Origin of the sequence: Kitasatospora sp. NPDC056446 (assembly GCF_042796115.1) — a bacterium.
Taxonomy (GTDB): domain Bacteria; phylum Actinomycetota; class Actinomycetes; order Streptomycetales; family Streptomycetaceae; genus Kitasatospora.
This window is the reverse complement of the sequence record NZ_JBHTRF010000064.1, coordinates 1-25,441: the sequence shown is the minus strand read 5'-3', so window position 1 is coordinate 25,441 and position 25,441 is coordinate 1. Positions and strand designations below refer to the sequence as shown.

The window sequence follows — 25,441 nt, the reverse complement described above, 5'->3', positions numbered from 1 at the left end:
GTCAGTCGGTCTTGATGCTCGACAGGATGTCCAGCTTGGCGGCCCGGCGGGCCGGCCAGATCGCGGCGACCAGGCCGACCGCTCCGGCCAGGGCCAGGAACACCGCCAGCTGGCCGTACGGCAGGACCGTGGTCAGGCCGCTCAGGCTGGACTTCAGGGTGCCGTTGATCGCCCAGGCGATGAAGCAGCCCAGCAGCAGGCCGATGCCGGCTCCGAAGAGCGAGATCACCACGGACTCCAGCCGGACCATCCGCTTGATGCCCCCGCGGTCCAGGCCGATCGCCCGCAGCATCCCGATCTCGCGCTTGCGCTCGAAGACCGACATCGCCAGCGTGTTGATCACGCCCAGGACCGCGACCAGCACGGACATCGCCAGCAGGCCGTACATCATGTTCAGCGCGAAGGAGATGGTCTGGCTGAAGTCGTCGCGGACGTCCTGCATGGACTTGACCTCGATCACCGGGTTGGCGCCGGTGGCGTCCTTCAGCGACTGCTTGAGGGCGTCGGTGGCGCCGTCCTTGCCCTTGACCAGGACGCCGGAGACGTACGGCTTCGGCTCGTGCTTGACGATCTCGCTGTTGGCCAGGACGACCGGGCCGAGCATGCCGCCCCCCCGGTAGACGCCGCCGACGGTGAGCGGGCCGGTGGAGCCGTCCGGGAAGGTGACCGTCACCGTCGAACCGGTGGCGACCCCGGACTTCTTGGCGACGTCCTCGTCCACCAGCAGCTGGCCCTTGCCGAGCGCGGCGGTCGAGCCGCCGGTCAGCTGGACCGCGACCAGCTGGTCGAAGCTCGCCGCGTCCAGGCCGGTGATCGCCTTGGTGCTGCCGTTGAGCTCCCAGTACACGGTGGTCTGGGCCGAGGAGGCCGCCACCCCGGGCGCCTTGGCGATCTGCGCGGGCACCTGCTCGGAGAGGCCCATGCCGTTGGCCGCGTCGACGGTGTAGTCGGCCCTCATCGAGCTGGTGACGGCCCGGTCGATGGTGTCGGTGACCGAGGCGCCGATCACCGTCAGGCCGCTGACCAGGGTCAGGCCGATGGTGAGCGCGGCGGCGGTGGCGGCCGTGCGGCGCGGGTTGCGCACCGCGTTCTGCTGGGCGAGCCGGCCCGGGGTGCCGCCGAGCCGCAGCAGCGGGCCGGCCAGCGCGACCACCGGGCGGGACAGCAGCGGCAGCAGGACGAACACGCCGATCAGGGCCAGGACGGCGCCCAGGCCGACCGGCATCCGGCCGCTGTCGTTGCCGGTGGAGGCGCCGTAGCCGATCAGGGCCAGGCCGCCCGCGGCGAACAGCGAGCCGATCGTGTTGCGGACCACCAGGCTCTTCTGGGAGGTCGGCTGGTCGCCGCTGCTCATCGCGGCCACCGGTGCGATCCGGGCCGCGCGCAGGGCGGGCAGCAGGGCCGACAGCACCGTCACCACGACGCCGACGACGAGGGTCACCGCGACGGTGACCGGCTTGATCACCAGTGCGCCGCTCGGCATGTTCTCGTTCAGCGAGCCGATCAGGGACTGCATGCCGGCACCGATCCCGACGCCGGCCGCCAGACCGGCCACGGCCGACAGGGCGCCGATCACCAGGGCCTCGACCAGCACCGAGCGGGTCACCTGCTTGCGGCTGGCGCCGATCGCCCGGAGCAGGGCGAGCTCCTTGGTGCGCTGGGCGACCAGCATGGTGAAGGTGTTGGCGATGATGAAGATGCCGACGAAGAGCGAGATGCCGGCGAAGACCAGGAGCATGGTGCGCATGCTGCCGGTGCTCTTGGTGATCATGTCCTGCTGGTCGGCCTTGAGCTTGGCGCCGGTCTCGACGTCGAACTTCTGGACGACCGGCACCTGGGACTGGGCCTGGGCGAGCAGCGCGTCCTCGGTGGTGCCGGGCTTGGCGGTGAGCACGACGCCGCTGTAGCGGCCGGGCTCCAGCAGCAGCTGCTGGGCGGTGGCCCGGTCGAACAGGGTGAGCGTGCCGCCGGTGTTCACCACCGGGTCGTCGGTGGTGAAGATCCCGGTGAGCTTCGCCTCGACCACCGGGCCGTTGGCGGCGACGCGCACGGTGTCGCCGACCTTGTAGCCCGCCTTGTCGGCGGTCTTGCGGTCGAGCGCGATCTCCTTGGCGTTCTTCGGGCCCTGGCCCTCGGCCATCGGGTAGCGCGGGTCCTTGCCGTCCTTGCCGGGCGCGAAGTTGGCGCCCTTGGCGGCCCAGACCTGGCCGATCAGGCTGCCCTTGCGGTCGGCGACGCCGGTGAAGCCGCTCACCACGCCGCGGGCGTCGGCGGTGCCCGGGAGGGCGGCCAGCTGCCCGACGGTGGCGTCGGTGAGCGCGGCGGAGCCGCTCTCGCTCTTCTGCCTGGCGCTGGCGCCGGAACCGGCCGCGCGGTCCACCACCTGGACCGAGACGTCGGAGTAGCTCTTGGAGTTGCTGTCCCGCATGGCCTTGCCGAAGGTGTCGGAGAAGACCATGGTGCCCGCCACGAAGGCGGTCCCGAGCATGACGGCGAGCGCCGTCATCAGCAGTCGGCCCTTGTGGGCCAGCACGTTGCGCAGTGCGGTGCGATACATGGGGTGTCCTGGGAAGGGTCGGAGACGGGCAGCGGACTGTCGCCGGGTCAGCTGGTGCGGCCCTTGGCGTCGAAGCGGCGCATGCGGTCCAGGACGGTGTCGGCGGTGGGGTGGTGGAGTTCGTCGACGATGCGGCCGTCGGCGAGGAAGACGACGCGGTCGGCGTAGGCGGCGGCGACCGGGTCGTGGGTGACCATGACGACGGTCTGGCCGAGTTCGCGGACGGAGTTGCGCAGGAAGGAGAGGATCTCGGCGCCGGAGCGGGAGTCGAGGTTGCCGGTGGGCTCGTCGGCGAAGATGATGTCGGGCTTGCCGGCGAGGGCGCGGGCGCAGGCGACGCGCTGCTGCTGGCCGCCGGAGAGCTGGGACGGGCGGTGGCCGAGCCGGCCGGAGAGGCCGACCGTCTCGACGACGCGGTCCAGCCAGGGCTTGTCGACCTTGCGGCCGGCGATGTCCATCGGGAGGGTGATGTTCTCCAGCGCGGTCAGCGTCGGCAGCAGGTTGAAGGCCTGGAAGATGAAGCCGATGTGGTCGCGGCGCAGCTGGGTGAGCTGCTTGTCCTTCAGGCCCACGAGCTCGGTGTCGCCGATGGTGGAGGAGCCGGAGCTGACGGTGTCGAGGCCGGCCATGCAGTGCATGAGGGTCGACTTGCCGGAGCCGGACGGGCCCATGATCGCGGTGAACTCGCCCTGGGGGAAGGTGACGCTGACGTCGTCGAGGGCGACGACGCGGGTCTCGCCCTCCCCGTAGACCTTGTTCAGGCCGGTGGCGCGGGCGGCCGCCCGGCCGGTGCGGACGGCGGTTGCGGTCGACGTGGTCACGGGGGGCTCCTAGTGCTCGTGGGCTTGTACCTCCATGCTCCGCGACGTGATCATGGTCCGGCGTCGCTCCGCCGGACGGTTGGGCCTACCACCGCTGGGCGTACGGGAGCGGGTTCCCCTCCTCCTGCGGGATGACGGGAACCCTGAGGACCGGGCGGTGGCCGGAACCGCTATCCTTCGTGGCCGAATCCCGGACAGTTCGTCAGATGGCAAGGAAACATGACAACTTCCGGGGCTGGGAACATGCGAAAGAGTGATCCGGGAGACTAGGCTCAGGGTGGTTTCGCAGGACGCCCGGATGGTGGAACGCAGACACGGGCAGCTTAAAACTGCTTGGCCGCGAGGCCGTGCCGGTTCGAGTCCGGCTCCGGGCACCGCATCGACCGGCGGGGGCGTCGACGGCGTCCCCGCCGGGTGTCGTTCACCGGATCCTCCTCGCGGCGTATCCCGGAATTTTTGCCAAGCCATTACCCTTGTGCATGGGCGGTGCAGTGCCGCCACGGAGGGAATGAGCAATGAGAAGCAGTAACCCGGTCTTCTCGCGGGAGGGGTCCTTCACCCGCGACTCCGGCTACGCGGGGTTCGGCAACACCGCGCAGGCCGGGGGCCAGCCCGGCGGCAACCCCTACGCGGGGACGCCGTACGCCCAGCAGCCGCAGCAGGGCCAGGCCCCGCTCAGCGACGAGCAGCTGTACGAGATGTACAACGGGCCGTCGGCCGGCCCCGCGGCCACCGGGCGGATGACGCTCGACGACGTGGTCGCCCGTACCGCCATGACGCTGCTGACGCTGGTCGTCGCCGGCGCGGTGGCCTGGTTCACGCTGCCGTTCGACAAGTACGGCTATGCGGTCGGCGCCAGCGTGGTGGCCATGGTCGTCGGCCTGGTGGTCTCGTTCAAGCGCAGCGTCAGCCCGCCGCTGATCCTGACGTACGCGGCCCTCCAGGGCTTCGCCATGGGCGCCGTCTCGCACGTGTTCAACACCGCGCTGAACGGCATCGTGATCCAGGCGGTGCTGGGTACGGCGGCGGTCTTCGCGGCGATGCTGTTCGCCTACAAGAGCGGCCGGATCCGGGTCACCGCGCGCTACCAGCGGATCGGCATCGCGATCGCCCTGGGCTTCGTGCTGCTGATGCTGGTCAACGTGATCGCGTCGGCCTTCGGCGCGGAGATGGGGCTGCGCTCCGGCCCGCTGGGCATCGTGGTCGGCCTGGTCGGCATCGGCCTGGGCGCCTTCTTCCTCTCGCTGGACTTCGCGTCCATCGAGGAGGCCATCGCGCAGGGCGCCCCGCAGCGGGAGTCCTGGCGGGCCGCCTTCGGGCTGACCCTGTCGCTGGTCTGGATCTACATGGAGATGCTGCGGCTGATCGCGATCCTGCGGGGCGACGACTGACGGTCCCTCCCGAGGTGAACCACTGCCGCCGGGCCCCGGAGCGACTCGCTCCGGGGCCCGGCGGCTTTTCGCCTAGGCTCGCTGCCATGCATGACGTAGAGCCCCTGGTCGAAGCCGTCGACGCCCTGGCGGATCGTTTCCGCTCCCTGCCGCAGAGCAAGCTGCTGGGCGCCGTGCCCGGGTACGGTTCGCGGGCCGCGGCCGCGCTGGACCTGGCCCGGCGGCTGGCCGCGCTGGCGCTGGCGGCGGAGGGCGGGCCGCAGCGGGACTTCCCGGAGGCCGGGGCCTTCGCCGTCGGGGACCAACTGGCCGTCGCCGGGCACGACCTGGCCGCCGTGCTCGCGGCGCTGCCCGAGGGCGCGGAGGTGGCGCTGCCGGACGGCCCCGAGGCCGCGGCCGGGGTGCTGGCCGGGGCGGTCGCGGCGGTGCGCGCGACGGCGGCGCTCTGCGTCTGAGCGCCCGCGGGGCCGGACCTGCCGTGGGGTGCCGCGGAGCCGGACAGGCCGAAGGCCGGCCGGATCGGTAACCCCGCGATCCGGCCGGCCTTCGGCGTGCCGTGCTGCTGCTGTGCCCGTGTCGTCCCGGTGAGCCGGTGTCAGGCGTCGGAGGTGTCAGATGCTGGCGACCACCCGGTCGGCGAGCACGTAGACGGCCTCCTCGTCGGTGGAGAAGGTCAGCGAGTACGAGCCGGAGAAGCGCGAGCCGCCGAGCAGTCGGACGTGCTCTCCGGCACGGACCGCGTCGATCAGCCGGTAGGCGGCCTCCCGGTCGCCCGGGGCCACGCAGAGCGTGGTGCCGTCGGCGAAGGCGTACACGTCCAGGGTGCCCAGCGGGCCCGGGCGGACGTCGATCAGGGCGACGCCCTCCTCGGCGAGGGCGGCCAGCCGGGTGTCGGTCCACTCGCGGGACGGCGCCTGGCTCGGCACGAAGTCGGGGTGGGACGGGTGGCGGCGCGGGTCGGGCGCGGCGACCGGGGCGTCCTCGACGGCCGGGTCGGTGTCCAGCAGCCCGGCCTCCAGGCCGGTGGCCAGCAGGTCGGCCTCGCGCCGGGCCCGGGCGTCCTTCGCGGTCTCGCCCACCGGGTGGCCGGGGCGCAGCGGCGCGCCGCCGTCGGTGCCGGGCTCGACGGGGCCGGTGCCGCCCTCGATGACCAGGTCCTCCAGCGCGGAGCGCAGCGCCTCGCCGAACTCCGGGTCCATCGTCCCGGCGTTGTCGGCGGCGTCCTGCGGGCCGGTGGGGCGGGGGAAGAAGAGCGGCCACTCGTCGGTGCCGGAGAAGACGCCGGTGAACGGGGAGTCGAACAGTGGCGCGTCCTCGGCCGCGCGGGCCTCCTGCTCGGCCCAGAAGGCCCGGGCCTCGGTGATCTCCCGCTCGCGGTCGGCGGCGAGCGCCTCGGCGACGGCCCGGCGTATCGCGGCCTCGTCGACCGGCGCGGGCACGGCCGGTGCCGCCGCCTGTGCGTCCAGCCGGCGGGAGAGCCCGCGGAGACGGAGCAGGACGGCGGTCGACACGGTGATCAGGATCAGCAGCAGGACGGTGTAGACGGCGCTCACGGAACGTACTCCTAGCGAGGAGCGGAACGGGGTTACACGTCCACACTGCCCCATCCGGGGGTGTTACCGCAGTGGCGAATGTCCAATTCGTCCGGGACTTAGGCTCTTGTCCCCAAATTGTTAGGTAACACCGTTCTACGCAGTGGAGTTGATCCGCTCCGCAGTGTCGATTTCCGGGCCGGAAACGACCGGAAAGAGGGCCGGATCGACCTCGCGGTGTGATCCGGCCCTCAATTACGCTCGGTCACTCCAAATGGGTGGTCCAGACCCTTTCGGAGGGGCGGGGAGGGTCAGCTGAGGCGCTCGATGACCATCGCCATGCCCTGGCCGCCGCCGACGCACATGGTCTCCAGGCCGAACTGCTTGTCGTGCCACTGGAGGGAGTTGATCAGCGTGGTGGTGATCCGGGCGCCGGTCATGCCGAAGGGGTGGCCGACCGCGATGGCGCCGCCGTTGACGTTCAGCTTGTCCAAGTCGACGCCGAGATCGCGGTAGGAGGGGATCACCTGGGCCGCGAAGGCCTCGTTGATCTCGACCAGGTCGATGTCGCCGATGGTCAGGCCGGCCCGCTTGAGCGCCTGCTTGGAGGCCTCGACCGGGCCGTAGCCCATGATTTCGGGGGAGAGCGCGCTGACGCCGGTGGAGACGACCCGGGCGAGCGGGGTGATGCCGAGCTCGCGGGCCTTGGTGTCGGACATGACGACCAGCGCGGCCGCGCCGTCGTTCAGCGGGCAGCAGTTACCGGCGGTCACGGTGCCGTCCGGACGGAACACCGGCTTGAGGCCGGAGACGCCCTCCACGGTGACGCCGGCGCGCGGGCCGTCGTCCGCGCTGACCACGGTGCCGTCGGGGAGCGTCACCGGGGTGATCTCGCGCTGCCAGAAGCCGGCCTTGATGGCGGCCTCGGCGAGGTTCTGCGAGCGGACGCCGAACTCGTCCTGCTCGGCGCGGGTGATGCCCTTGAGCGCGGCGAGGTTCTCGGCGGTCTGGCCCATCGCGATGTAGGCGTCCGGCAGCAGGCCGTCCTCGCGCGGGTCGTGCCAGGAGCCGCCGCCCTCCTCGGCGCGCTTGGCGGTGCGGGCCTGGGCCTCGTCGAAGAGCGGGTTCATGGTGCCCGGCATCCCGTCCGAGGTGCCGTGGACGCTGCGCGAGACGGTCTCCACGCCGGCCGAGAGGAAGACGTCGCCCTCGCCCGCCTTGATCGCGTGCAGTGCCATCCGCGTGGTCTGCAGCGAGGACGAGCAGTAGCGGGTGATGGTCGTGCCGGGCAGGTAGTCCATGCCCATCTGGACCGCCACGATGCGGGCCAGGTTGTGGCCCTGCTCGCCGCCGGGCAGGCCGCAGCCCAGCATCAGGTCGTCGATCTCGCGCGGGTCGAGCTCGGGCACCTTGGCCAGGGCGGCCTGGATGATGTGGGCGGTCAGGTCGTCCGGGCGGACGTCCTTGAGGGAGCCCTTGAAGGCCCGGCCGATCGGCGAACGGGCGGCGCTGACGATGACGGCTTCGGGCATGGCGGGCTCCTCGCTGGGTGGCGGCGGCGGACCGGAGGTCCGGGAGGAAAGTTACCGCCTGGTAGATCAGGCGTCACCCGCCCCAGCGTGTGAGCTGGCCGACGTATTCCCCGGGCCCCCCGGCCGGTCCCCGTCCGGGGCCGGACCGGCCTGCCCGGCCGCGTCCGAGCCGGGCAGGCCGACCCGCAGGCGCCGGCGCAGCAGGGCCCAGCGCCGGCCCGCGCCGTCCGCCTCCACGGCCGCCACCTCGGTGCCCGCGCGGCCCGCCGCCGCGGCGGCGGCCATCGCGACCGGCAGCACCGTCTCACCCGGGACCGGCGCGTTCGGGCGCTCCTCCTCCGGCCAGAGGCCGAGCGCGGCGCAGACCGAGGGCAGCACGGCCATCGCGGCGGTCGCGTAGCCCTGGGCGGAGGGGTGGTAGCGGTCCGCGGCGAACATCTCCGGGCGCGCCGCGAACTCCGGTCCGAGCAGGGAGCCCAGCGAGACCGTCCGGCCGCCCGCCTCCACCACCGCGATGGTCTGCGCGGCGGCCAGCTGCCGGCTCAGCCGGCGGGCCACCCAGCGCAGCGGCGGGCGCACCGGCTTGATCGTGCCGAGGTCCGGGCAGGTCCCGACGACCACCTCGCAGCCGTTGGCGCGCAGCGCGGCGACGGCCTCGCCGAGCTGGCGCACGGACAGCTGCGCCGGGCTGTGCCGGGTCACGTCGTTGGCGCCGATCATGACCACGGCGACGTCCGGGTGGTGCGGGAGGGCCTGCTCCAGCTGGCCGGAGAGGTCCGCCGAGCGGCCGCCGGAGCGGGCCACGTTGACCAGCCGGACCGGGCGCTCGGCCACCGAGGCCAGACCGGCGGCCAGCAGGGCGCCGGGGGTCTCCCGGGCGCGGGCCACACCCAGCCCGGCGCCGGTGGAGTCGCCGAGGACGGCCAGGACGAGCGGCGGCTGCGGGGCGGCGCCACCGTCGGCGAAGGCCTCGCCGTAGACCCCGTCGGCCTTGGGCGGGACGGTCTCCAGCATGCCGATGGCCTGGACGGCGAGCTTGCTCTCGGTCACCAGCAGGCCCACCAGGCCCACGCCGATCAGCCCGAGCCCGCCGCCGCCGTACGCCGCCGCGGTGGCGATCCGGCGGGCCACCCGGGCCCGCGAGTCGTGTGCGCCTGGCATCCGGCACCCCCTTCGCGTCCTCCTGCCGCCCCCCGGCGGGGCCGTACACCCCTCCTACCCGCGCGGGGGGCACGAGTACCGGCGGGCCGACGGGGGTGGGCCATTGGGGGAGGCGGGCGGCGCGGTGCGGAGCGCGGGGGCGTGCGGGGTGGGACGGAAGGGCGGCCCGGGGTGCGTGGCACGCCCTACGCTTTGCAGTACCGAAAGCACACGCACGCCCACAGACCGGGAGGACCCCCGTGCGGTACCACAACTCGATCATCGACCTCGTCGGCAACACGCCGCTGGTCAAGCTCAACAAGGTCACCGAGGGCATCAGCGCGACAGTGCTGGCGAAGGTCGAGTACTTCAACCCCGGCGGCTCCGTGAAGGACCGCATCGCGATGCGCATGATCGAGGCCGCCGAGGCCTCGGGCGCCCTCAAGCCGGGCGGCACCATCGTCGAGCCGACCTCCGGGAACACCGGCGTCGGCCTGGCGATCGTGGCCCAGCAGAAGGGCTACAAGTGCATCTTCGTCTGTCCGGACAAGGTCTCGACCGACAAGATCAACACCCTGCGCGCGTACGGCGCCGAGGTGGTCGTCTGTCCGACCGCCGTCGCCCCGGAGCACCCGGACTCGTACTACAACGTCTCCGACCGCCTGGTCCGGGAGACCCCGAACGCCTGGAAGCCGGACCAGTACTCGAACCCGGACAACCCGGCCTCGCACTACCACTCCACCGGCCCGGAGCTCTGGGAGCAGACCGACGGGAAGATCACCCACTTCGTGGCGGGCGTCGGCACCGGCGGCACCATCTCCGGCACCGGCAACTACCTGAAGGAGGTCTCCGGCGGCAAGGTCAAGGTGATCGGCGCCGACCCGGAGGGCTCGGTCTACTCGGGCGGCACCGGCCGGCCGTACCTGGTCGAGGGCGTCGGTGAGGACTTCTGGCCGACCGCCTACGACCGTGCCGTCGCGGACGGGATCGTCGCCGTCTCCGACAAGGACTCGTTCCAGATGACCCGCCGCCTGGCCAAGGAGGAGGGCCTGCTGGTCGGCGGCTCCTGCGGGATGGCCGTGGTGGCCGCGCTGGAGGTCGCCCGCGGGCTGGGGCCGGACGACATCGTGGTGGTGCTGCTGCCGGACGGCGGCCGCGGCTACCTGTCCAAGATCTTCAACGACGACTGGATGGCCGACTACGGCTTCCTGCCCTCCTCCACCGACGAGGCCCACATCGGCGAGGTGCTGCTCCGCAAGGAGGGCATCGCGCAGGGCGGCGTGCCGCAGTTCGTCCACATGCACCCGAACGAGACCGTCGCCGAGGCGGTCCGGGTGCTGCGCGAGTACGGCGTCTCGCAGATGCCGGTGGTCTCCCCGGGCGCCGGGCACCCCGACATCATGGCCGGCGAGGTGATCGGCTCGGTGGTGGAGAAGCTGCTGCTGGAGGGCATCTTCGCCAAGGAGATCGAGCTGACCGACACGCTGGACAAGGTGATGTCCAAGCCGCTGCCGGTGGTCGGCTCGGGCGAGACGGTCACCAACCTGATGACCGTGCTGGAGAAGGCCGACGCGGCCGTCGTGCTGGTCGAGGGCAAGCCGCAGGGCATCGTCACCCGCCAGGACCTGCTCGGCTTCCTGACGGTCCGCGCCGCGCACTGACCCATGGTCACGGCCCTTCGCCCGTGGACGGATCCGCAGGATTCGCCCACGGGCGAAGTGGTACACCGGCGTCACCTGCCCGCAGCACGTGGTTAACAAGGGTCCGGCATCGTGGTGGTCAACGGCAGGACGCCGAATGAGGCGACGGCAACCGTCCGGGAGCGGCTCCCCGGCGACCGCGGTCGGCTCGGACACATCGGGCGGCCCTGACCCGGCCGCTGTGTCCTCCCTCCGTGGGAGGCGCCGTCGTCCCGCCCCTGCTCCGGCTCCGGCCGGTCGCAGGGTGTGGCGGCTCCCGCGGCCGCACCGCGCTTCGCGGCGCGTCCCCGCGGCTCCCGGGTGGGGGAGCCCATGCGGGGAAACGGTGGGGCCGGTCCTTCTCCAGAAGGGCCGGCCCTTTCCGTTCCCTCCGATTCTTCCGGACGGAGTCCGGAGCGGCGGTGCCCCGGACTCCGTCGGGGTTGCTCCGGGCGGCCCGCCGTTCCCGTACGCTCGCACGCATGACCAGCACTGAAACGACCGACCAGGACGCCCCGCGCTACGTCCGGGTCAAGATCGAGCTCATCGCGGAGATCACCGACGAGGGCGCGCTCAAGGCGGCGGCCCTCCAGGCGGTGTCCGAGGACGAGTACCTCGACGACGAGGAGCGCACCCAGTCCGTCGAGGCCATCGAGGTGGACCCGTCGGGCTCGCTCGCCCACTTCATCGACCCCGTCGCGCTGCTCGGCGACGTCCCCGGGGTGGAGCTCGCCTCGGCGACCTGGGAGTCGGCGCAGACCGAGTTCGACCCGGAGAGCGAGGAGTGGGACGAGTACGCGGTGGACGGGCCCGCCGAGTAGCGGCGCAGCGCCGTGCCCGCTCGTGAACGCCCGGTCTGCCACGGCAGACCGGGCGTTTTGTCCTGTTCGGCGGCAAGTTGGGTCATCTCATACGATCGCTTACCCTTCGGTGATGGAACCGTGAACGGGCGGATTGCGTTTCTGTATCCGTAAATGCCCGGGATGATCAGCAGGGAGACGCGACGTGACGGCACGGGACGGTCAGGGGCGGGCGGCCGGAGGAAGCTGGAGCCGACGCGGTGTCCTTGCAGGACTGATCGGGGCACCCGTCCTGCTGCTGGCGGCCTGCAACGACAACAGCGGCGGCAACGGCGGAAGCGGCGGAAACGCCGGAAACGGGTCCGGCGGCAGCGGCACCCCGGGCAGCGGTGGCGGCAGCAGCGCACCGAAGACCTCGACCGCCGTCATCACCGTCACCCCCGCCGACGGGGCCACCGCCGCGAGCTTCAGCGACCCGGTCAAGGTCGCCGTCACCAGCGGCACCCTGACCAGCGTCAAGGTCACCGACTCCACCGGCAAGGAACTGGCCGGCCAGCTCTCCGCCGACAACACCGGCTGGACCTCGGCCGCCGCCCCGGCCAGCGGCACCAAGTACACCGTCGCCGCCGTGGCCGTCGACAAGGACAAGCTGGAGGCGGACTCCAACGCCGTCTTCACCACGGCGACCCCGGCCAACACCTTCGTCGGCTACTTCACCCCCGAGGACGGCTCGACGGTCGGCGTCGGCATGCCCGTCTCGATCAACTTCAGCAAGCCGGTCACCGACCGCAAGGCCGTCCAGCAGGCGATCACCGTGACGGCCGAGCCGGGCGTCGAGATCGTCGGCCACTGGTTCTCCAGCACCCGCCTCGACTTCCGGCCGCAGGCGTACTGGGCCAAGGGCACCAAGGTCACCCTGAAGCTGCGGCTCAAGGACGTCGAGGGCGCCAAGGGCGTGTACGGCACCCAGTCCAAGGACGTCGCCTTCACCGTCGGCCGCGCCCAGACCAGCGTCGCGGACCTCGGTACCAAGAAGCTCACCGTCACCACCGACGGCCAGGTCAGCGCCGTGTACAAGATCTCCGGCGGTTCGCCCGAGCACACCACCTGGGCCGGCAAGATGGTGATCTCCGAGCAGTACACCCAGACCCGGATGAACTCGCAGACCGTCAACCTGGGCAGCGAGTACGACATCGCGGACGTGCCGCACGCCCAGCGCCTCACCACCTCGGGCACCTTCATCCACGGCAACTACTGGTCCTCGTCGTCGATCTTCGGCGGCCAGAACACCAGCCACGGCTGCGTGGGCCTCCAGGACGCCAAGGGCGCGCAGGACAGCAGCACGGACGGCTACAAGTTCTACAAGTCCTCGATGGTCGGCGACGTGGTCGAGGTCGTGAACTCCGGCGACAAGACGGTCGCCCCGGACAACGGCCTGAACGGCTGGAACATGGGCTGGGCCGATTGGAAGGCCGGCAGCGCCGTCTGACGCCGCACCCCGGGACTCCCCGGGCCGCCCGGTCCACGGGCTGCCAGGCTCACGAGCCGGGTTGCCAGGCTCACGGGCCGTCCGGGAGTCCGGGCGGCCCGGTGGGTTGCGGCCCGGGCTCAGCGCTTCGCGTAGTCCGCGAAGCCCTGCCAGTCGACGACCACGCACCGCTCGTCGCCCAGGATCCAGGCGTCGTGCCCGGGCGGGCAGACCATGTAGTCGCCGGGGCCGAACTCGTCCGCCTGGCCGTCGTCCATCACGATCTTCATCCGGCCGGAGACCACGTACCCGCGGTGGGCGGCCCGGCAGCTGTCGGTCCCGGCGATCGGCTTCACGTGCTTGGACCACTGCCACCCCGGCTCGAACACGGCCCTGCCGACCGGGCCGGTGTCCAGGTCGACCAGGCGCAGTTCGCCCGTGCCGTCCTCGAAGGGGCGGACTTCCTCGGGCTCGTCGAAGCTCTTGCGGACCAGACCGGACATGGCGCACTCCTCTCCACGAGGAGCGGCCCGGGCCCGCCAGTGGGGCCGGGCCGCCCCTGCTGGCCCTTCCAGTCTGCGCCCCGATCGGGGAGCGGTCACGTTGGGTGGCCGCCCCCCGGGGCCCGCCCGGCCCGCCGGTCAGCCCTCGGTGCGGGCCACGCCGATCGGGCAGGAGGCCCCGGTGCCGCCCAGACCGCAGTAGCCGTTGGGGTTCTTGGCCTCGGACAGGTACTGCTGGTGGTACGGCTCGGCGGCGAAGAACGGGCCGGCCGGGGCGATCTCGGTGGTGATCGGGCCGTGACCGAGCGCGGTCAGAGCCGGCTGGAAGGCGTCCCGGGTGGCCGCGGCGGCCTCGGCCTGGGCGGGGGAGTGGGTGTACACGGCGGACCGGTACTGGCTGCCCACGTCGTTGCCCTGGCGGTTGCCCTGGGTCGGGTCGTGCGCCTCCCAGAAGGTCTTCAGCAGGCGCTCGTACGACACCACCGCCGGGTCGAACACCACCCGCACCGCCTCGGTGTGGCCGGTCAGCCCGCTGCACACCTCCTCGTACGTCGGGTTCGGGGTGAAGCCGCCCTGGTAGCCGACCAGCGTCGTCCAGACGCCGGGCAGGCGCCAGAACGTGCGCTCGGCGCCCCAGAAGCAGCCGAGCCCGAAGTCGGCCACCTCCAGGCCCTCCGGGTACGGGCCGGCCAGCGGGTGGCCGAGCACGGTGTGCGGCTCGCGCAGCTCGAAGGCCGGGGTCGGCCGACCGGGCAGCGCCTGGTCGGCGGGGACGAGCGAGGTCTTGTGGCGGTTGAACAGCACGGCCTGCTCCAGCTGGTCGGGAAACGTGGCGAACTGTCCAACGCGGACGGCCGCCCCCGGATTCCGGGGACGGCCGTCGGTGCCGTGGCGTGCGCCGCTGCGGTCAGGCCTGCTGTGCGGCCTCCTTCGCGGCCTCCTTGGCCGCGACGGCGCCCTGCACCGCGTCGACCCGCAGGTCGATGAAGGACTGCCGGGGGTCGTTGAAGTTGGTGAACGGCGGCGGGATGAACCGGCCCAGCGCCTGGAACTGCTCCAGCGCCTCCGTCGGCCGACCGGCCCGGGTCAGGCCGTAGGCCAGCCAGCCGCGGGTGTACACGACGCGGGGGTGCTCCGGGTCGGTGGCGGCGAGGTCGGCGAGCGCGGCGTCCAGGGCGGCACCGACCTCGGGCCGCTGCCACGCGGTGGTCTTCTCCCGGTCCCGGGCGAACTGCTCGAAGTACGCCTCCAGCCTCATCGGCGCGAGCAGGCTGCCGGCCGGGGCGGCGGCGACCGCCCCGTCGATGAAGCCGTGCATCAGCTCGTGGCTGCCGCGCCACTTCGCGCACCAGTACTGCAACGCCCGGCTGTGCGCGCCCCAGTGGTGCGGGTCGCGCTCGGTCAGCTCGGCCCAGTGCTGCCGGAACCGGTCGTTGGACCAGCCCAGGCCCATGGCGATCGGGATCCGGGCGACCCACGGGTTGGGGTCGTCGGCGGGAGCGAGCGCGACCGCCTCCGCGAACGCCTCCTCGGCCTCCCCCAGGACCCGGTGGAAGCCCGCGAACTGCTCCGAACTGACCTCGGTGGCCCGGGCGCTGCTCCGGATGTTCCAGGCCACGGAGATCAGCGCGTTCGCGTGCAGCAGCGCGGCGGTCGGGTCCTGCGGCCGCTCCGCGCGCCAGGCGCGCAGCCAGGTGTCGTCCTCGGCCGCGAGGTCGGTCAGACCGTACATCCGCCGCCAGCGGAGGTCCGCGGTGCCCTCCCCGGCGAGGAAGGCGGCGGCCGGCCGCCAGTCGCCCGCCTTCGCCGCGGTGAGAGCGGCCTCCTCCTCGGGGCCGGGCTCGTCGGACCGGACCAGGTCCTTGCCGAGCAGCAGCCCGTGGTCGGTCGGGTAGATGGTGTTCTTCTTCCGCTCCTCCGCGGCGACCCGCGCCTCGTGGCCGGCGATGGTGGCCTTGGCCCGCTCCAGCTGGGCCAGCTTGCGCTTGGCCAGCCGGGTCATGACGACCGGGAACAGCAGGACGAGGCCGACGACGGCGAACACGATGATGCCGATCAAGGGAGCTCCCTCCGGGGGTGCGATGCGGTGTGTTGTGGTGGGCGCTGCGATGCGGTGGGCGGTGCGGTGCGGGCGGCTCAGGCGGTCGGCACGGCGGGCGCCGGGAGGCCGGCCCCGGCGAGCAGCGCCCGCAGCGGCGCGGTGTCGGCGCCGTCCGCGCAGGCGGCGTCGAGGGCCGGGTCGAAGCCCTCCTCGAAGCCGTCCGGCAGGTGGAGTTCGGCGGGCCCGGACCAGGAGAGCTCCCAGCCGGCCAGGCCGGCCCCGGCCAGCGCGACGACGGTGGCGTGCCCCAACTCCTCGCGCAGCGCCGGGCGGGCGAACTCGCGGGCGGCCCGGCCGGTGGCGGCGGCGGCCTGCTCGCTCTTCGGCAGCCGGTCGGTGAACTCCCAGGCCCGGCCGCCGTCGATGGCGTCGAGCAGGCCGTGGACGCCGGCCGGCAGGCCCAGCCCGGCCAGCGCCCGGTCGGCGTCGGCGGCCGCTTCGCGGGCGTGCGTCAGCATCGCCCCGCGGACCAGCTCCGGCCACTCCACCCGCTGCTTGCCGGCCGCCTCGGGGATCAGCGAGACGACCTCCAGCTCGGTCAGCACCCGCTCGGCGTCGTGCAGCAGCGCGAGGGCGGGGCCGGCGGCGCCCGGGCCGCGACCGTCGTCGGCCAGCGCCTCGATCGCCGCGACCCGGCGGTCGATCGGCGGGTGCGAGTCGTACGGGTCGGGCTGCTCCTCGGGCAGTTCGAGCGCGTGCTCGGCGAGCTCCGCCCGGCGCTTGGGGTCGCTCAGCAGGTGGAGCAGGCCGCCGTAGACCTGGCCGGGTGGCGGGAGCAGGCCCGCGTCCCAGCCGATGGTGGCGTAGCGGCCGAGGTAGAAGTCCTGGGCGGCGACCAGCACCGGCATCTTGCGCAGCGCGGCGGCGGTGGCGTCCCGGCCCGCCAGCTGGGCGGCGACCTGGTCGGCGGCGTACTCCTGGCGGCGGCCGACCGCCTCGGAGACCCGGAAGTAGAGCTTGGCGTAGAGGGTGAAGAGCTTGGCGAGGACCCGGTCGACACCGCCGGAGGCCTCCTCGCCGGAGGGCTTGCGGCCCTTGGCCAGCCGCTTCTCGGCCTTGGCTGCGAGCTTGGCGGCCTCGTCGGCCTGGTGCTGGTCGGCGCGCTGGTGGAGCCCGCCGATGGTGTGCAGGACGGCGCGGCGCCCGGCGACGGTGACGGCGGCCAGCCGTACGTCCCGGTTGCTGTAGTGGCCGAACTCGTGCGCCAGGACGGACTCCAGCTCGCCCTCGGTGAGGCCGATCAGCAGCGGGGCGCCGATGACGAGGTGGCGCTTGCCGGGGACGAGGCCGAGCAGCCTGGTCTCCTCCAGCACGCCCGCGTTGACCTCGGGCACCAGCCGGATCTCGGCCGGTCCGCGGACGCCCGTCCGCTCGGCGATCCGGTCGACCATGGCCCAGATCTCGGGCTGCCGCTCACGGGTGAGGAGCACGCCGGGCAGCTCCCCGTCGGCGGAGCGGCGGCGGGTCAGGAACACCACCCGGACCACCGGGTAGGCGATCACGGCGGTCAGCGCCCAGATCTTGAGCAGGCCCGGGCGCAGCTGGCCGGACGCCTGGTAGAGGGCGACGTCGAGGGCGAGCAGCCCCACGACGATGCCGACGGCGAGCAGGTAGAAGCCGGCGAGCAGGGCCACGGCCGTGACGGCCCGACCGGATGTGCTCATGCCAGTGGAACGCTGGGGCGCGCCCATGCGGTGATCCTCCCCCGGGGCGCGGCGACAGCGCGACGCGCGATTGTTGCATGGTGAACAGGTGTGCGGCAGGTGGAGATCGTAGCGGCACCGGGGGACCGGCGCACCGGGGTTCCCACCCGCCGTCCCACGGCTCCCACCTGCGGGTTCGTCCGGCCTTCCGATTCGGGAGGGCTTGACGGCATTCGGCCGTTAGGCTCGGAGGCATGACCGAGCACCAGCTTCCCCAGGGCTTCGAGACCCTCGCCATCCACGCGGGTCAGGAGGCAGACCCCCAGACCGGGGCCGTCGTCACGCCGATCTACCAGGTGTCCACCTACAAGCAGGACGGGGTGGGCGGCCTGCGGGGCGGCTACGAGTACAGCCGTAGCGCCAACCCGACCCGCACCGCGCTGGAGGAGTGCCTCGCCGCGCTGGAGGGCGGCGCCCGCGGCCTCGCCTTCGCGTCCGGCCTGGCCGCCGAGGACACCCTGCTGCGCACCATCCTCAAGCCGGGCGACCACATCGTGATCCCCAACGACGCCTACGGCGGCACCTTCCGGCTGTTCGCCAAGGTGCTGACCCGCTGGGGCGTCGAGTTCTCCGTCGCCAACACCCAGGACCTGGCCACCGTCCGCGCGGCGCTGCGCCCCAACACCCGCGCGGTGTGGGTGGAGACCCCGTCCAACCCGCTGCTGGGCATCACCGACCTGACCGCGCTCGCCGAGGTCGCGCACGGCGCCGGCGCGCTGCTGGTCGTCGACAACACCTTCGCCAGCCCGTACCTCCAGCAGCCGATCGCGCTCGGCGCGGACGCGGTCGTGCACTCCACCACCAAGTACATGGGCGGCCACTCGGACGTGGTCGGCGGCGCGCTGGTGCTGGCCGACGCGGCCCTCGGCGAGGAGGTCGCGTACCACCAGAACGCGATGGGCGCGGTGTCCGGCCCGTTCGACGCCTGGCTGGTGCTGCGCGGCATCAAGACGCTGGGCGTCCGGATGGACCGGCACAGCTCCAACGCCGAGAAGGTCGCCGAGCTGCTGGCGAGCCACCCCAAGGTCAGCCAGGTGCTCTACCCGGGCCTGCCCGAGCACCCCGGCCACGACATCGCCGCCAAGCAGATGAAGGCCTTCGGCGGCATGGTCTCGTTCCGGGTCGCGGGCGGCGAGGAGGCGGCCGTCGAGGTCTGCAACCGTGCCGAGCTGTTCACCCTCGGGGAGTCGCTCGGCGGCGTCGAGTCGCTGATCGAGCACCCGGGCCGGATGACCCACGCCTCGGTGGCCGGTTCGGCGCTGGAGGTGCCGTCCGACCTGGTGCGCGTCTCGGTCGGCATCGAGTCGATCGACGACCTGCTGGCGGACCTCAAGCAGGCGCTGGGCTAAGGGGTTTCCTAGGGCCGGTCGGGGTTCACCGCCCCGGCCGGCCCGCCGTTGTACGACTCCATCGCGTGGTTGAAGCGGGCCAGCAGGTCGCAGAACGCGCGCTGCTCCTCCGGGGGCCAGTCGGCCAGCAGGCGGCGGGTCAACTCGGCGCGGCCGTCCCGGACTTCGTCGAGACGGCCGGAGCCGTTGGAGGTCAGCGCGAGCCGTACGGCGCGGCGGTCGGCCGGGTCCTGCACCCGGCCGACCAGCCCGGCCGCGACCAGCGGGGCGACCTGGCGGGTCACCGTGGAGGAGTCCACGCCCAGGGACTCGGCCAGCGCCTTGACGTTGGCGGGTCCGTGCCGTTCCAGCCGGTCGAGCAGCAGGTAGGCGGCCCGGTCCAGCGCCCCGACCCCGCCGTCGGAGGTCCGGACCTGTTCCATGCGGCGCGCGAACAGCGCGAGTTGGTACTGGAGTCGGGCGTGCACGGGGTCGGTGCGGTCGGTGGCCTGGGGCGAGGTCGTCGTCATCGCGGCTCACGATCGTCGTGCGGTGAGGGAGGCTCAGAACCAGCAGCGTACGCGGGCTCGGCGGACCCGGGAACAGGCCCGGCGTCCCGGATTGCCACCGGCCGGACCTCTAACCTTGGCGGCATGCACACCTGGCCGATCACCCTCGACGACGTCCGCGGCGCCCAGAAGATGCTGGCCGGCATCGCCCGGGTGACCCCGATGGAGGGCAGTCGGCACCTGTCCCGGCTGATCGGCGCGCCGGTCCACCTGAAGTGCGAGAACCTGCAGCGGACCGGTTCCTTCAAGCTGCGCGGGGCGTACGTGCGGATCGCGGGGCTCTCGCCGGTGCAGCGGGCCGGCGGGGTGGTGGCGGCGAGCGCCGGGAACCACGCCCAGGGCGTGGCGCTGGCGGCCTCGCTGCTGGGGGTGCGCTCGACGGTGTTCATGCCCGTCGCGGCGCCGCTGCCGAAGGTCGCGGCCACCCGGGAGTACGGCGCTGACGTGCGGCTGCACGGCGCCACCGTGGACGAGGCGCTGCAGGCCGCGCAGCGGTACGCGGACGCGACCGGCGCGGTGTTCATCCACCCCTTCGACCACTGGGACGTGGTCACCGGCCAGGCGACCGTCGGGCTGGAGATCCTGGAGCAGTGCCCCGAGGTGCGCACCATCCTGGTCGGGGTGGGCGGCGGCGGGCTGCTCGCCGGGATCGCGGCGGCGGTCAAGCCGCTGCGGCCGGACGTCCGGGTGGTCGGGGTGCAGGCGGCCGGTGCCGCCGCGTACCCGGCCTCGCTGGCGGCCGGGCGGCCGGTGTCGCTGGAGCACTTCGCGACCATGGCGGACGGGATCATGGTCGGGCGGCCGGGCGACATCCCCTTCGAGGTGGTCAACACGCTGGCGGACGGCATCCGCACGGTCTCCGAGGAGTCGTTGTCGCGGGCGCTGCTGCTCGGTCTGGAGCGGCTGAAGCTGGTGGTCGAGCCGGCCGGGGCGGCCCCGATCGCCGCGCTGCTGGAGCAGCCGGACTCCTTCGAGGGGCCGGTGGTGGCGGTGCTGTCCGGCGGGAACATCGACCCGCAGCTGATGCAGCGGGTGCTGCGGCACGGGCTGGCGGCGGCCGGGCGCTACCTGTCGCTGCGGGTGCGGCTGGCGGACAAGCCGGGCTCGCTGGCGGACCTGCTGGGCGCGCTGACCAGGGTGGACGCCAATGTGCTGGACGTGGCGCACGTCCGGATCGACCCGAAGCTGGGGCTGACCGAGGTCGAGGTGGACCTGCACCTGGAGACCAAGGGGCCGGAGCACTGCGCGGTGGTGCTCGGCGAGCTGCGGGACGCGGGGTACGTCGTCTCCGGCTGAGCCGTCCCCGGCGGGCCGGCGGGCGGTCGGTCGGTCGGCCGCCCGCCCCCTGCTGCCTGTCCCGCCCCTGGCCCTGCCCCGCCCCCGCCCCCGGCCTCGGTTGCCGGGTGGGCCGGGCGGATTGCCGGTCGTCGCCCCGGTGCGGTGTCGGTCCCCCCTGGAACGATGGCGGAGCCGTGTCCCTTGACGCGATATATCGCGTACTGGGAGACTCGCGATACATCGCGTCTGAGTCCCGCGGGTCGAGAACCGAGTCGCCCGTATGCCCGAAAACGGGGCAGAGTGGGACAGATCACTCCATACGTCCGAGGAGATGAGGCAGGCCATGGCGCCAGCCATCCAAGCCGAGAACCTGGTGAAGACCTTCGGCGACGTCCGCGCCCTGGACGGCGTCAGCCTGGACGTCCCCGAGGGAACGGTGCTCGGGCTGCTCGGCCCGAACGGTGCCGGGAAGACCACCACCGTGCGGGTCCTCACCACCCTGCTCCGCCCCGACTCCGGCCGAGCCGTGGTCGCCGGCGTCGACGTGCTCAAGCACCCCGACCGGGTCCGCAGCCTGATCGGCCTGTCCGGCCAGTACGCGGCGGTCGACGAGTACCTGACCGGCTTCGAGAACCTCACGATGGTCGGCGAGCTCTACCAGATGACCACCCGCGCCGCGAAGGCGCGCGCACTCGAACTGCTGGAGTGGTTCAACCTCACCGAGGCCAAGGACCGCACCGCCAAGACCTACTCCGGCGGCATGCGCCGCCGCCTGGACCTCGCCGCCGCGCTGGTCGTCCGGCCGCCGGTGATGTTCCTGGACGAGCCGACCACCGGCCTCGACCCGCGCAACCGGCTCGCACTCTGGGGGGTCATCGAGACCCTGGTCGAGCAGGGCACCACGCTGCTGCTCACCACCCAGTACCTGGAGGAGGCCGACCGGCTCGCCCACGACATCGCGGTGGTCGACCACGGCCGGGTGATCGCCCGCGGCACCGCCGACCAGCTCAAGGCGCAGATCGGCGGCGAGCGGATCGAGGTCGTGGTGCACGAGCCCGGCCTGGTCGCCGACGCCGTCGCGGCGATGTCCGGCTACGCGCTGAGCGAGCCGACGGTCGAGAAGAACACCCGCCGGATCACCCTGCCGATCAGCGGCGGCGCCCGGGTGCTCGCCGACGCGATCCGCGAACTGGACTCCCGCGGCATCGAGATCGACGACATCGGGCTGCGCCGCCCGACCCTGGACGACGTCTTCCTCACCCTCACCGGCCACGTCGCCGAGCAGGGCGACGAGGAGGGCGGCGCCGACCCCAAGGCGCGCGGCCGGGGCGGCCGGGGCAAGGGCAGGCCCGGCGGCGCCGAAGGCGACGAGGACCAGGGGCCGGACAAGCAGGCCGTCACGGCCGGAAAGGAGCGCTGAGATGAGCGCCGGCACCGAGCACGCCATCGGCGGGGCCGTGCCCAGGCAGCGCCGGGGGCTGTCCGCCGCCCTGCACGACTCCTGGGTGGTCGCCAAGCGCAACCTGCGCCGGATGACCCGCATCCCGGAGATCGTCGTCTTCGGCCTGATGCAGCCGGTCATGTTCGTGCTGCTGTTCTCGTACGTCATGGGCGGGGCGATCCGGATCCCCGGGACGGACTCCAGCTCCCACACGTACATCCAGTACCTGATGGCCGGCATCTTCGCCCAGACCGTCACCTTCGCCACCGCCGGGGCCTCGGCGGGCATCGCGGAGGACATGACCAAGGGCCTGGTGGACCGGTTCCGCTCGCTGCCGATGGCCCGCTCGGCGGTGCTGGTCGGCCGCACCCTCGCGGACCTCGTGCAGACCGCGTTCATCCTGGTCGTACTGGGCCTGGTCGCGCTGCTGGTCGGCTGGCGGATCCACGACGGGGTGCTCAACGCGCTCGGCGCCTTCGGCCTGCTGCTGCTGGTCGGCTACGCCTTCTCCTGGATCGGCGCGCTGATCGGCCTGTCGGTGCGCAGCCCCGAGGCGGCCACCTCGGCCGGGCTGATCTGGCTGTTCCCGCTGACCTTCGTGTCCAACGCCTTCGTGCCGGTCACCTCGATGCCGTCCTGGCTCCAGGGGGTCGCGTACTGGAACCCGTTCAGCGCCACCGTGCAGGCCTGCCGGGGGCTGTTCGGCAACCAGGTCGGGCCGGTGGACAGCGCCTGGCCGATGCAGCACGCGGTGCTGGTGTCGGTGCTCTGGTCGGTGCTCATCACGGCGGTGTTCTCGTGGCTGGCGGTGCGCAAGTACCGGGCCTCGGCCGGCTGAGACCAAGCCGGCGTCCGGCCGGAACGCGGAAGGGCGGCCGAGGAGTCAGGGACTCCTCGGCCGCCCTTCCGGTGCGTCGGGCCGGATCAGCCGGCGTGCGGCACGACCTTGACGATCTTCACCATGGCCGGCCTGCCGTTCGGCAGCTCGTAGGTGGCCTGGTCGCCGATGGCCTTCCCGTCGATCGCGCGGCCCAGCGGCGACTGCGGCGAGTAGACGTCCAGGTCGTCGGAGCCCGCGACCTCGCGGGAGGCGAGCAGGAACTCCATCAGGTCGTCCTCGTCGCCGTCGAACGCGACCGTGACGACCATGCCCGGGGCCACCACGCCCGAGTCGGCCGGGGCCTCGCCGACCTTGGCGCGCTCCAGCAGCTGGGTCAGCTGACGGATGCGCAGCTCCTGCTTGCCCTGCTCCTCCTTCGCCGCGTGGTAGCCGGCGTTCTCCTTGAGGTCACCCTCCTCGCGCGCCGCCTCGATCTTCTGGGCGATCTCGATGCGCCAGGGCCCGGTCAGGTGGTCCAGCTCGGCCTTGAGCTGGTCGTAGCCGGCCTGAGTGAGCCAGGTCACGTTCTCGCTGGTCTGGGTCACGGGTGCTCCTCGTAGGTGCTGGGGGCTGAGCTGAGGGTGTGAGTCGTCAGCAGGGGGTCGGTGGTGATATCGGTCTCAACTACAAAGCAACGCCCGCTCCCGTACCATCCGGTGCGGAAGGGGCGAAACCACGAGCCTAACAAGTCCTGCCGACGAGCGGGAGAGGCGTTGGCGCGGCATTGACGACGGCGTTACGCCAGGGTGTACGGGACGGGGCTCGACCCCCTACGGATGCCCGTTCCCCCGGTCGGATATGCCCCCTACTTGGCGGGCGTGCAGCCCAGCAGTTCGGCGGTGGTGCCGCGGGACGTGGTGCGCAGGGTGACCACCGCGTCGTAGCTGGAGCCGGCCGCCGGTACGGGGAAGTCGGCGACCCCGACCACCGCGTGGTCGTCGCCCTGCGAGCGGACCGTGCAGGTGCCGGCCTGGCCGTCGCTCTTGCTCACGGTGAGGTGCAGCTGGACCTCGGAGTCGGAGAGCACCTGGAAGGTCGGCACCGAGCCGTTGATCTTCGTCTCGCGCAGCAGGTAGGAGGTGCCCAGCCAGGCGATCAGAGCCAGCCCCAGCACACCGCAGACCGCGCCGACGACCTTGAGGCGGCGGTCCGAGTCGCGGTCGCCGCCCCGGCCGTAGCGGCCCTCGGGCAGCGCGGTGGCGGTGGTCTCTGAAGTCATCGGACTCCGTCCTCTCCTGGGGGAGGGGCCGCGCGGGTGGTACGGGGGAATGCGACGCTCCTCCAGTCCGTCACTATAGGAGGGACATGCCCGCGGCCGGTCCGGCGGGGGCAGGGCTCGGCCGGGTCGGTGGCATCCGGAGGCCGGCCCCGCGGTGACGCGGTCCCGGAGTGAGCGGTTCGTACGGTGGGCAGACCCGGACTTCGCGGAACGCCCGATGATGTGGAAGGAACGCAAGGCGTTGACTGAGCAGTTGCGACTGATGGCGGTGCACGCCCACCCGGACGACGAGTCCAGCAAGGGCGCGGCCACCATGGCCATGTACGTCGAGCAGGGTGTGGACGTGCTCGTGGCCACCTGCACGGGGGGCGAGCGCGGGTCGGTTCTCAACCCCAAGCTCCAGGGGGACCCGTACATCGAGGAGAACATCCACGAGGTGCGGGCCAAGGAGATGGACGAGGCGCGCGCGATCCTCGGCGTCAAGCAGGCCTGGCTGGGCTTCGTGGACTCCGGCCTGCCCGAGGGGGACCCGCTGCCCCCGCTGCCCGAGGGCTGCTTCGCGCTGCAGGACGTGAAGGAGGCGGCCGAGCCGCTGGTCCGGCTGATCCGCGAGTTCAGGCCGCAGGTCGTCACGACCTACGACGAGAACGGCGGCTACCCGCACCCGGACCACATCATGACCCACAAGATCACCATGCTGGCCTTCGACGCCGCGGGCGACCCGGACGCCTACCCCGAGGCCGGCGAGCCCTGGCAGCCGCTCAAGCTCTACTACAACCACGGCTTCCCGATGGGCCGCATCCGCGCCCTGCACCAGTACCTCACCGAGCACGGCCACGAGTCGCCGTACGGCGAGTGGATCGAGGGCTGGGAGAAGAGCGGCCGCAAGGAGCGCGAGATCACCACCCGGGTCCGCTGCGACGACTGGTTCGAGACCCGCGACCGCGCGCTGATCGCCCACGCCACCCAGATCGACCCGGACGGCCCGTGGTTCCGGGTCCCGCTGGAGGTCCAGCGCGAGGTCTGGCCCACCGAGGACTACGAGCTCGCCCGTACCCTGGTCGACGTGGACCTGCCGGAGGGCGACCTGTTCGCGGGCCTGCGGACCCCCTCCCTGGCGGCCGAGGCCGCCGACACGCGCGACTGAACCACCCCCCGATGGCCCGGCTCCCCGTGAGCCGGGCCACCATAGAGATATGAGCGCCCCCGTGAACCTCCTCAACCTCGCCGCCGACCTCGCCGTCGACGACGCCAAGGTCACCCCCGGCCTCCTCGGCTTCGTCGTCTTCGCCGCCCTCGGCGTCGCGACCTGGTTCCTGGCGAAGTCGATGAACCGGCAGTTCAAGAAGGTCGACTTCGCGGAGGAGCCGGAGGCCCCGAAGGAGTGAGCCGGCGCCCCGCCGAGGCGCGGGGCACGCGGGTCCGCCCGGCGGGAGCCGGCCGGGGAGCCCGGGCAGTGCGGAGCATGCGCGAAGGCCGCTCGCGGCGGCCTTCGGTGC

The 25,441-nt window shown here is 72.7% G+C and carries 23 protein-coding genes and 1 tRNA gene; 12 read left to right on the top strand and 12 right to left on the bottom strand.

Translation table 11 applies throughout. The annotated features are described in order from the left end of the window. Position 1: 1 nt before the first annotated feature. Together ACFQ6N_RS30255 and ACFQ6N_RS30250 are read right to left on the bottom strand one after the other, a co-directional pair. Complete coding sequence (locus tag ACFQ6N_RS30255; RefSeq protein WP_380655813.1) at positions 2-2,557, bottom strand: ABC transporter permease; 2,556 nt, start codon at positions 2,555-2,557, stop codon at positions 2-4. 47 nt (positions 2,558-2,604) lie between these two features. Beyond that, positions 2,605-3,378 carry an ABC transporter ATP-binding protein gene (locus tag ACFQ6N_RS30250; RefSeq protein ID WP_380655811.1) on the bottom strand — a complete coding sequence of 258 codons (774 nt, stop codon included), beginning with the start codon at positions 3,376-3,378 and terminating at the stop codon, positions 2,605-2,607. A gap of 292 nt (positions 3,379-3,670) precedes the next feature. Between ACFQ6N_RS30250 and ACFQ6N_RS30245 the strand changes: the two genes are divergently transcribed. From ACFQ6N_RS30245 to ACFQ6N_RS30235, 3 genes are all read left to right on the top strand, one after another. After that, positions 3,671-3,752: transfer RNA gene (locus tag ACFQ6N_RS30245), tRNA-Leu, on the top strand. 141 nt (positions 3,753-3,893) lie between these two features. Further along, positions 3,894-4,769, top strand: coding sequence for a Bax inhibitor-1/YccA family protein (locus tag ACFQ6N_RS30240; protein WP_380655808.1), 876 nt, complete (start codon positions 3,894-3,896; stop codon positions 4,767-4,769). Between the two features lie 86 nt (positions 4,770-4,855). Further along, on the top strand, positions 4,856-5,224 hold the full coding sequence (locus ACFQ6N_RS30235; protein WP_380655806.1) for a hypothetical protein: 369 nt from the start codon (positions 4,856-4,858) through the stop codon (positions 5,222-5,224). Positions 5,225-5,380: 156 nt separating this feature from the next. On the opposite strand, the gene ACFQ6N_RS30230 is transcribed toward ACFQ6N_RS30235, so the two are convergent. The 3 genes from ACFQ6N_RS30230 to ACFQ6N_RS30220 all read right to left on the bottom strand — a co-directional run bounded on the left by ACFQ6N_RS30230 (position 5,381) and on the right by ACFQ6N_RS30220 (position 8,994). After that, the gene (locus ACFQ6N_RS30230) at positions 5,381-6,322 is read right to left on the bottom strand and encodes a hypothetical protein (RefSeq protein ID WP_380655804.1); all 942 of its coding nucleotides are present in this window, start codon (positions 6,320-6,322) and stop codon (positions 5,381-5,383) included. A gap of 290 nt (positions 6,323-6,612) precedes the next feature. After that, entirely contained in the window at positions 6,613-7,833 is a 1,221-nt protein-coding gene (locus tag ACFQ6N_RS30225; protein WP_380655801.1) for an acetyl-CoA C-acetyltransferase, read from the bottom strand. A gap of 66 nt (positions 7,834-7,899) precedes the next feature. Next, a complete protein-coding gene (locus ACFQ6N_RS30220) occupies positions 7,900-8,994 on the bottom strand; it encodes an SGNH/GDSL hydrolase family protein (RefSeq protein ID WP_380655798.1) in 1,095 nt (364 codons plus the stop codon). A 239-nt stretch (positions 8,995-9,233) separates the two neighbouring features. Between ACFQ6N_RS30220 and ACFQ6N_RS30215 the strand changes: the two genes are divergently transcribed. From ACFQ6N_RS30215 to ACFQ6N_RS30205, 3 genes are all read left to right on the top strand, one after another. Further along, positions 9,234-10,634, top strand: coding sequence for a cystathionine beta-synthase (locus ACFQ6N_RS30215; protein WP_380655796.1), 1,401 nt, complete (start codon positions 9,234-9,236; stop codon positions 10,632-10,634). Positions 10,635-11,134: 500 nt separating this feature from the next. Then, on the top strand, positions 11,135-11,473 hold the full coding sequence (locus ACFQ6N_RS30210) for a hypothetical protein (protein WP_380655794.1): 339 nt from the start codon (positions 11,135-11,137) through the stop codon (positions 11,471-11,473). Between the two features lie 184 nt (positions 11,474-11,657). Then, entirely contained in the window at positions 11,658-12,941 is a 1,284-nt protein-coding gene (locus ACFQ6N_RS30205) for an Ig-like domain-containing protein (RefSeq protein ID WP_380655791.1), read from the top strand. A 119-nt stretch (positions 12,942-13,060) separates the two neighbouring features. On the opposite strand, the gene ACFQ6N_RS30200 is transcribed toward ACFQ6N_RS30205, so the two are convergent. The 4 genes from ACFQ6N_RS30200 to ACFQ6N_RS30185 form a co-directional block, all read right to left on the bottom strand. Then, positions 13,061-13,423: a cupin domain-containing protein gene (locus ACFQ6N_RS30200; protein ID WP_380655788.1), complete on the bottom strand. Its 363-nt coding sequence runs from the start codon at positions 13,421-13,423 to the stop codon at positions 13,061-13,063. Positions 13,424-13,561: 138 nt separating this feature from the next. Continuing rightward, entirely contained in the window at positions 13,562-14,227 is a 666-nt protein-coding gene (msrA, locus tag ACFQ6N_RS30195) for a peptide-methionine (S)-S-oxide reductase MsrA (protein ID WP_380655785.1), read from the bottom strand. Between the two features lie 103 nt (positions 14,228-14,330). Continuing rightward, positions 14,331-15,482 (bottom strand): hypothetical protein, encoded by a 1,152-nt coding sequence (locus ACFQ6N_RS30190; protein ID WP_380655782.1) that lies wholly within the window; start codon positions 15,480-15,482, stop codon positions 14,331-14,333. Positions 15,483-15,559: 77 nt separating this feature from the next. Further along, the gene (locus ACFQ6N_RS30185) at positions 15,560-17,188 is read right to left on the bottom strand and encodes a M48 family metalloprotease (RefSeq protein WP_380655779.1); all 1,629 of its coding nucleotides are present in this window, start codon (positions 17,186-17,188) and stop codon (positions 15,560-15,562) included. 233 nt (positions 17,189-17,421) lie between these two features. Here ACFQ6N_RS30185 and ACFQ6N_RS30180 point away from each other — a divergent pair, with 233 nt between their 5' ends. Beyond that, complete coding sequence (locus ACFQ6N_RS30180; protein WP_380655776.1) at positions 17,422-18,576, top strand: cystathionine gamma-synthase; 1,155 nt, start codon at positions 17,422-17,424, stop codon at positions 18,574-18,576. An 8-nt stretch (positions 18,577-18,584) separates the two neighbouring features. Here ACFQ6N_RS30180 and ACFQ6N_RS30175 read toward each other — a convergent pair whose 3' ends face one another. Next, on the bottom strand, positions 18,585-19,085 hold the full coding sequence (locus tag ACFQ6N_RS30175) for a MarR family winged helix-turn-helix transcriptional regulator (protein WP_380655773.1): 501 nt from the start codon (positions 19,083-19,085) through the stop codon (positions 18,585-18,587). Positions 19,086-19,208: 123 nt separating this feature from the next. On the opposite strand from ACFQ6N_RS30175, the gene ilvA reads away from it, so the two are divergent. The 3 genes from ilvA (at position 19,209) to ACFQ6N_RS30160 (ending at position 22,681) form a co-directional block, all read left to right on the top strand. Next, entirely contained in the window at positions 19,209-20,420 is a 1,212-nt protein-coding gene (gene ilvA, locus ACFQ6N_RS30170) for a threonine ammonia-lyase (protein WP_380655770.1), read from the top strand. A 325-nt stretch (positions 20,421-20,745) separates the two neighbouring features. Next, positions 20,746-21,822, top strand: coding sequence for an ATP-binding cassette domain-containing protein (locus ACFQ6N_RS30165; RefSeq protein WP_380655767.1), 1,077 nt, complete (start codon positions 20,746-20,748; stop codon positions 21,820-21,822). 1 nt (position 21,823) lies between these two features. Beyond that, the gene (locus ACFQ6N_RS30160) at positions 21,824-22,681 is read left to right on the top strand and encodes an ABC transporter permease (protein ID WP_380655764.1); all 858 of its coding nucleotides are present in this window, start codon (positions 21,824-21,826) and stop codon (positions 22,679-22,681) included. Positions 22,682-22,767: 86 nt separating this feature from the next. Here ACFQ6N_RS30160 and greA read toward each other — a convergent pair whose 3' ends face one another. Then, on the bottom strand, positions 22,768-23,268 hold the full coding sequence (gene greA / locus ACFQ6N_RS30155; protein ID WP_380655761.1) for a transcription elongation factor GreA: 501 nt from the start codon (positions 23,266-23,268) through the stop codon (positions 22,768-22,770). A gap of 260 nt (positions 23,269-23,528) precedes the next feature. Further along, the gene (locus ACFQ6N_RS30150) at positions 23,529-23,942 is read right to left on the bottom strand and encodes a DUF4307 domain-containing protein (RefSeq protein WP_380655758.1); all 414 of its coding nucleotides are present in this window, start codon (positions 23,940-23,942) and stop codon (positions 23,529-23,531) included. A gap of 241 nt (positions 23,943-24,183) precedes the next feature. Here ACFQ6N_RS30150 and mca point away from each other — a divergent pair, with 241 nt between their 5' ends. Together mca and ACFQ6N_RS30140 are read left to right on the top strand one after the other, a co-directional pair. Then, a complete protein-coding gene (mca, locus tag ACFQ6N_RS30145; protein WP_380655755.1) occupies positions 24,184-25,089 on the top strand; it encodes a mycothiol conjugate amidase Mca in 906 nt (301 codons plus the stop codon). Between the two features lie 49 nt (positions 25,090-25,138). Further along, on the top strand, positions 25,139-25,330 hold the full coding sequence (locus tag ACFQ6N_RS30140; RefSeq protein ID WP_380655752.1) for a hypothetical protein: 192 nt from the start codon (positions 25,139-25,141) through the stop codon (positions 25,328-25,330). The last annotated feature ends 111 nt before the right edge of the window (positions 25,331-25,441 follow it).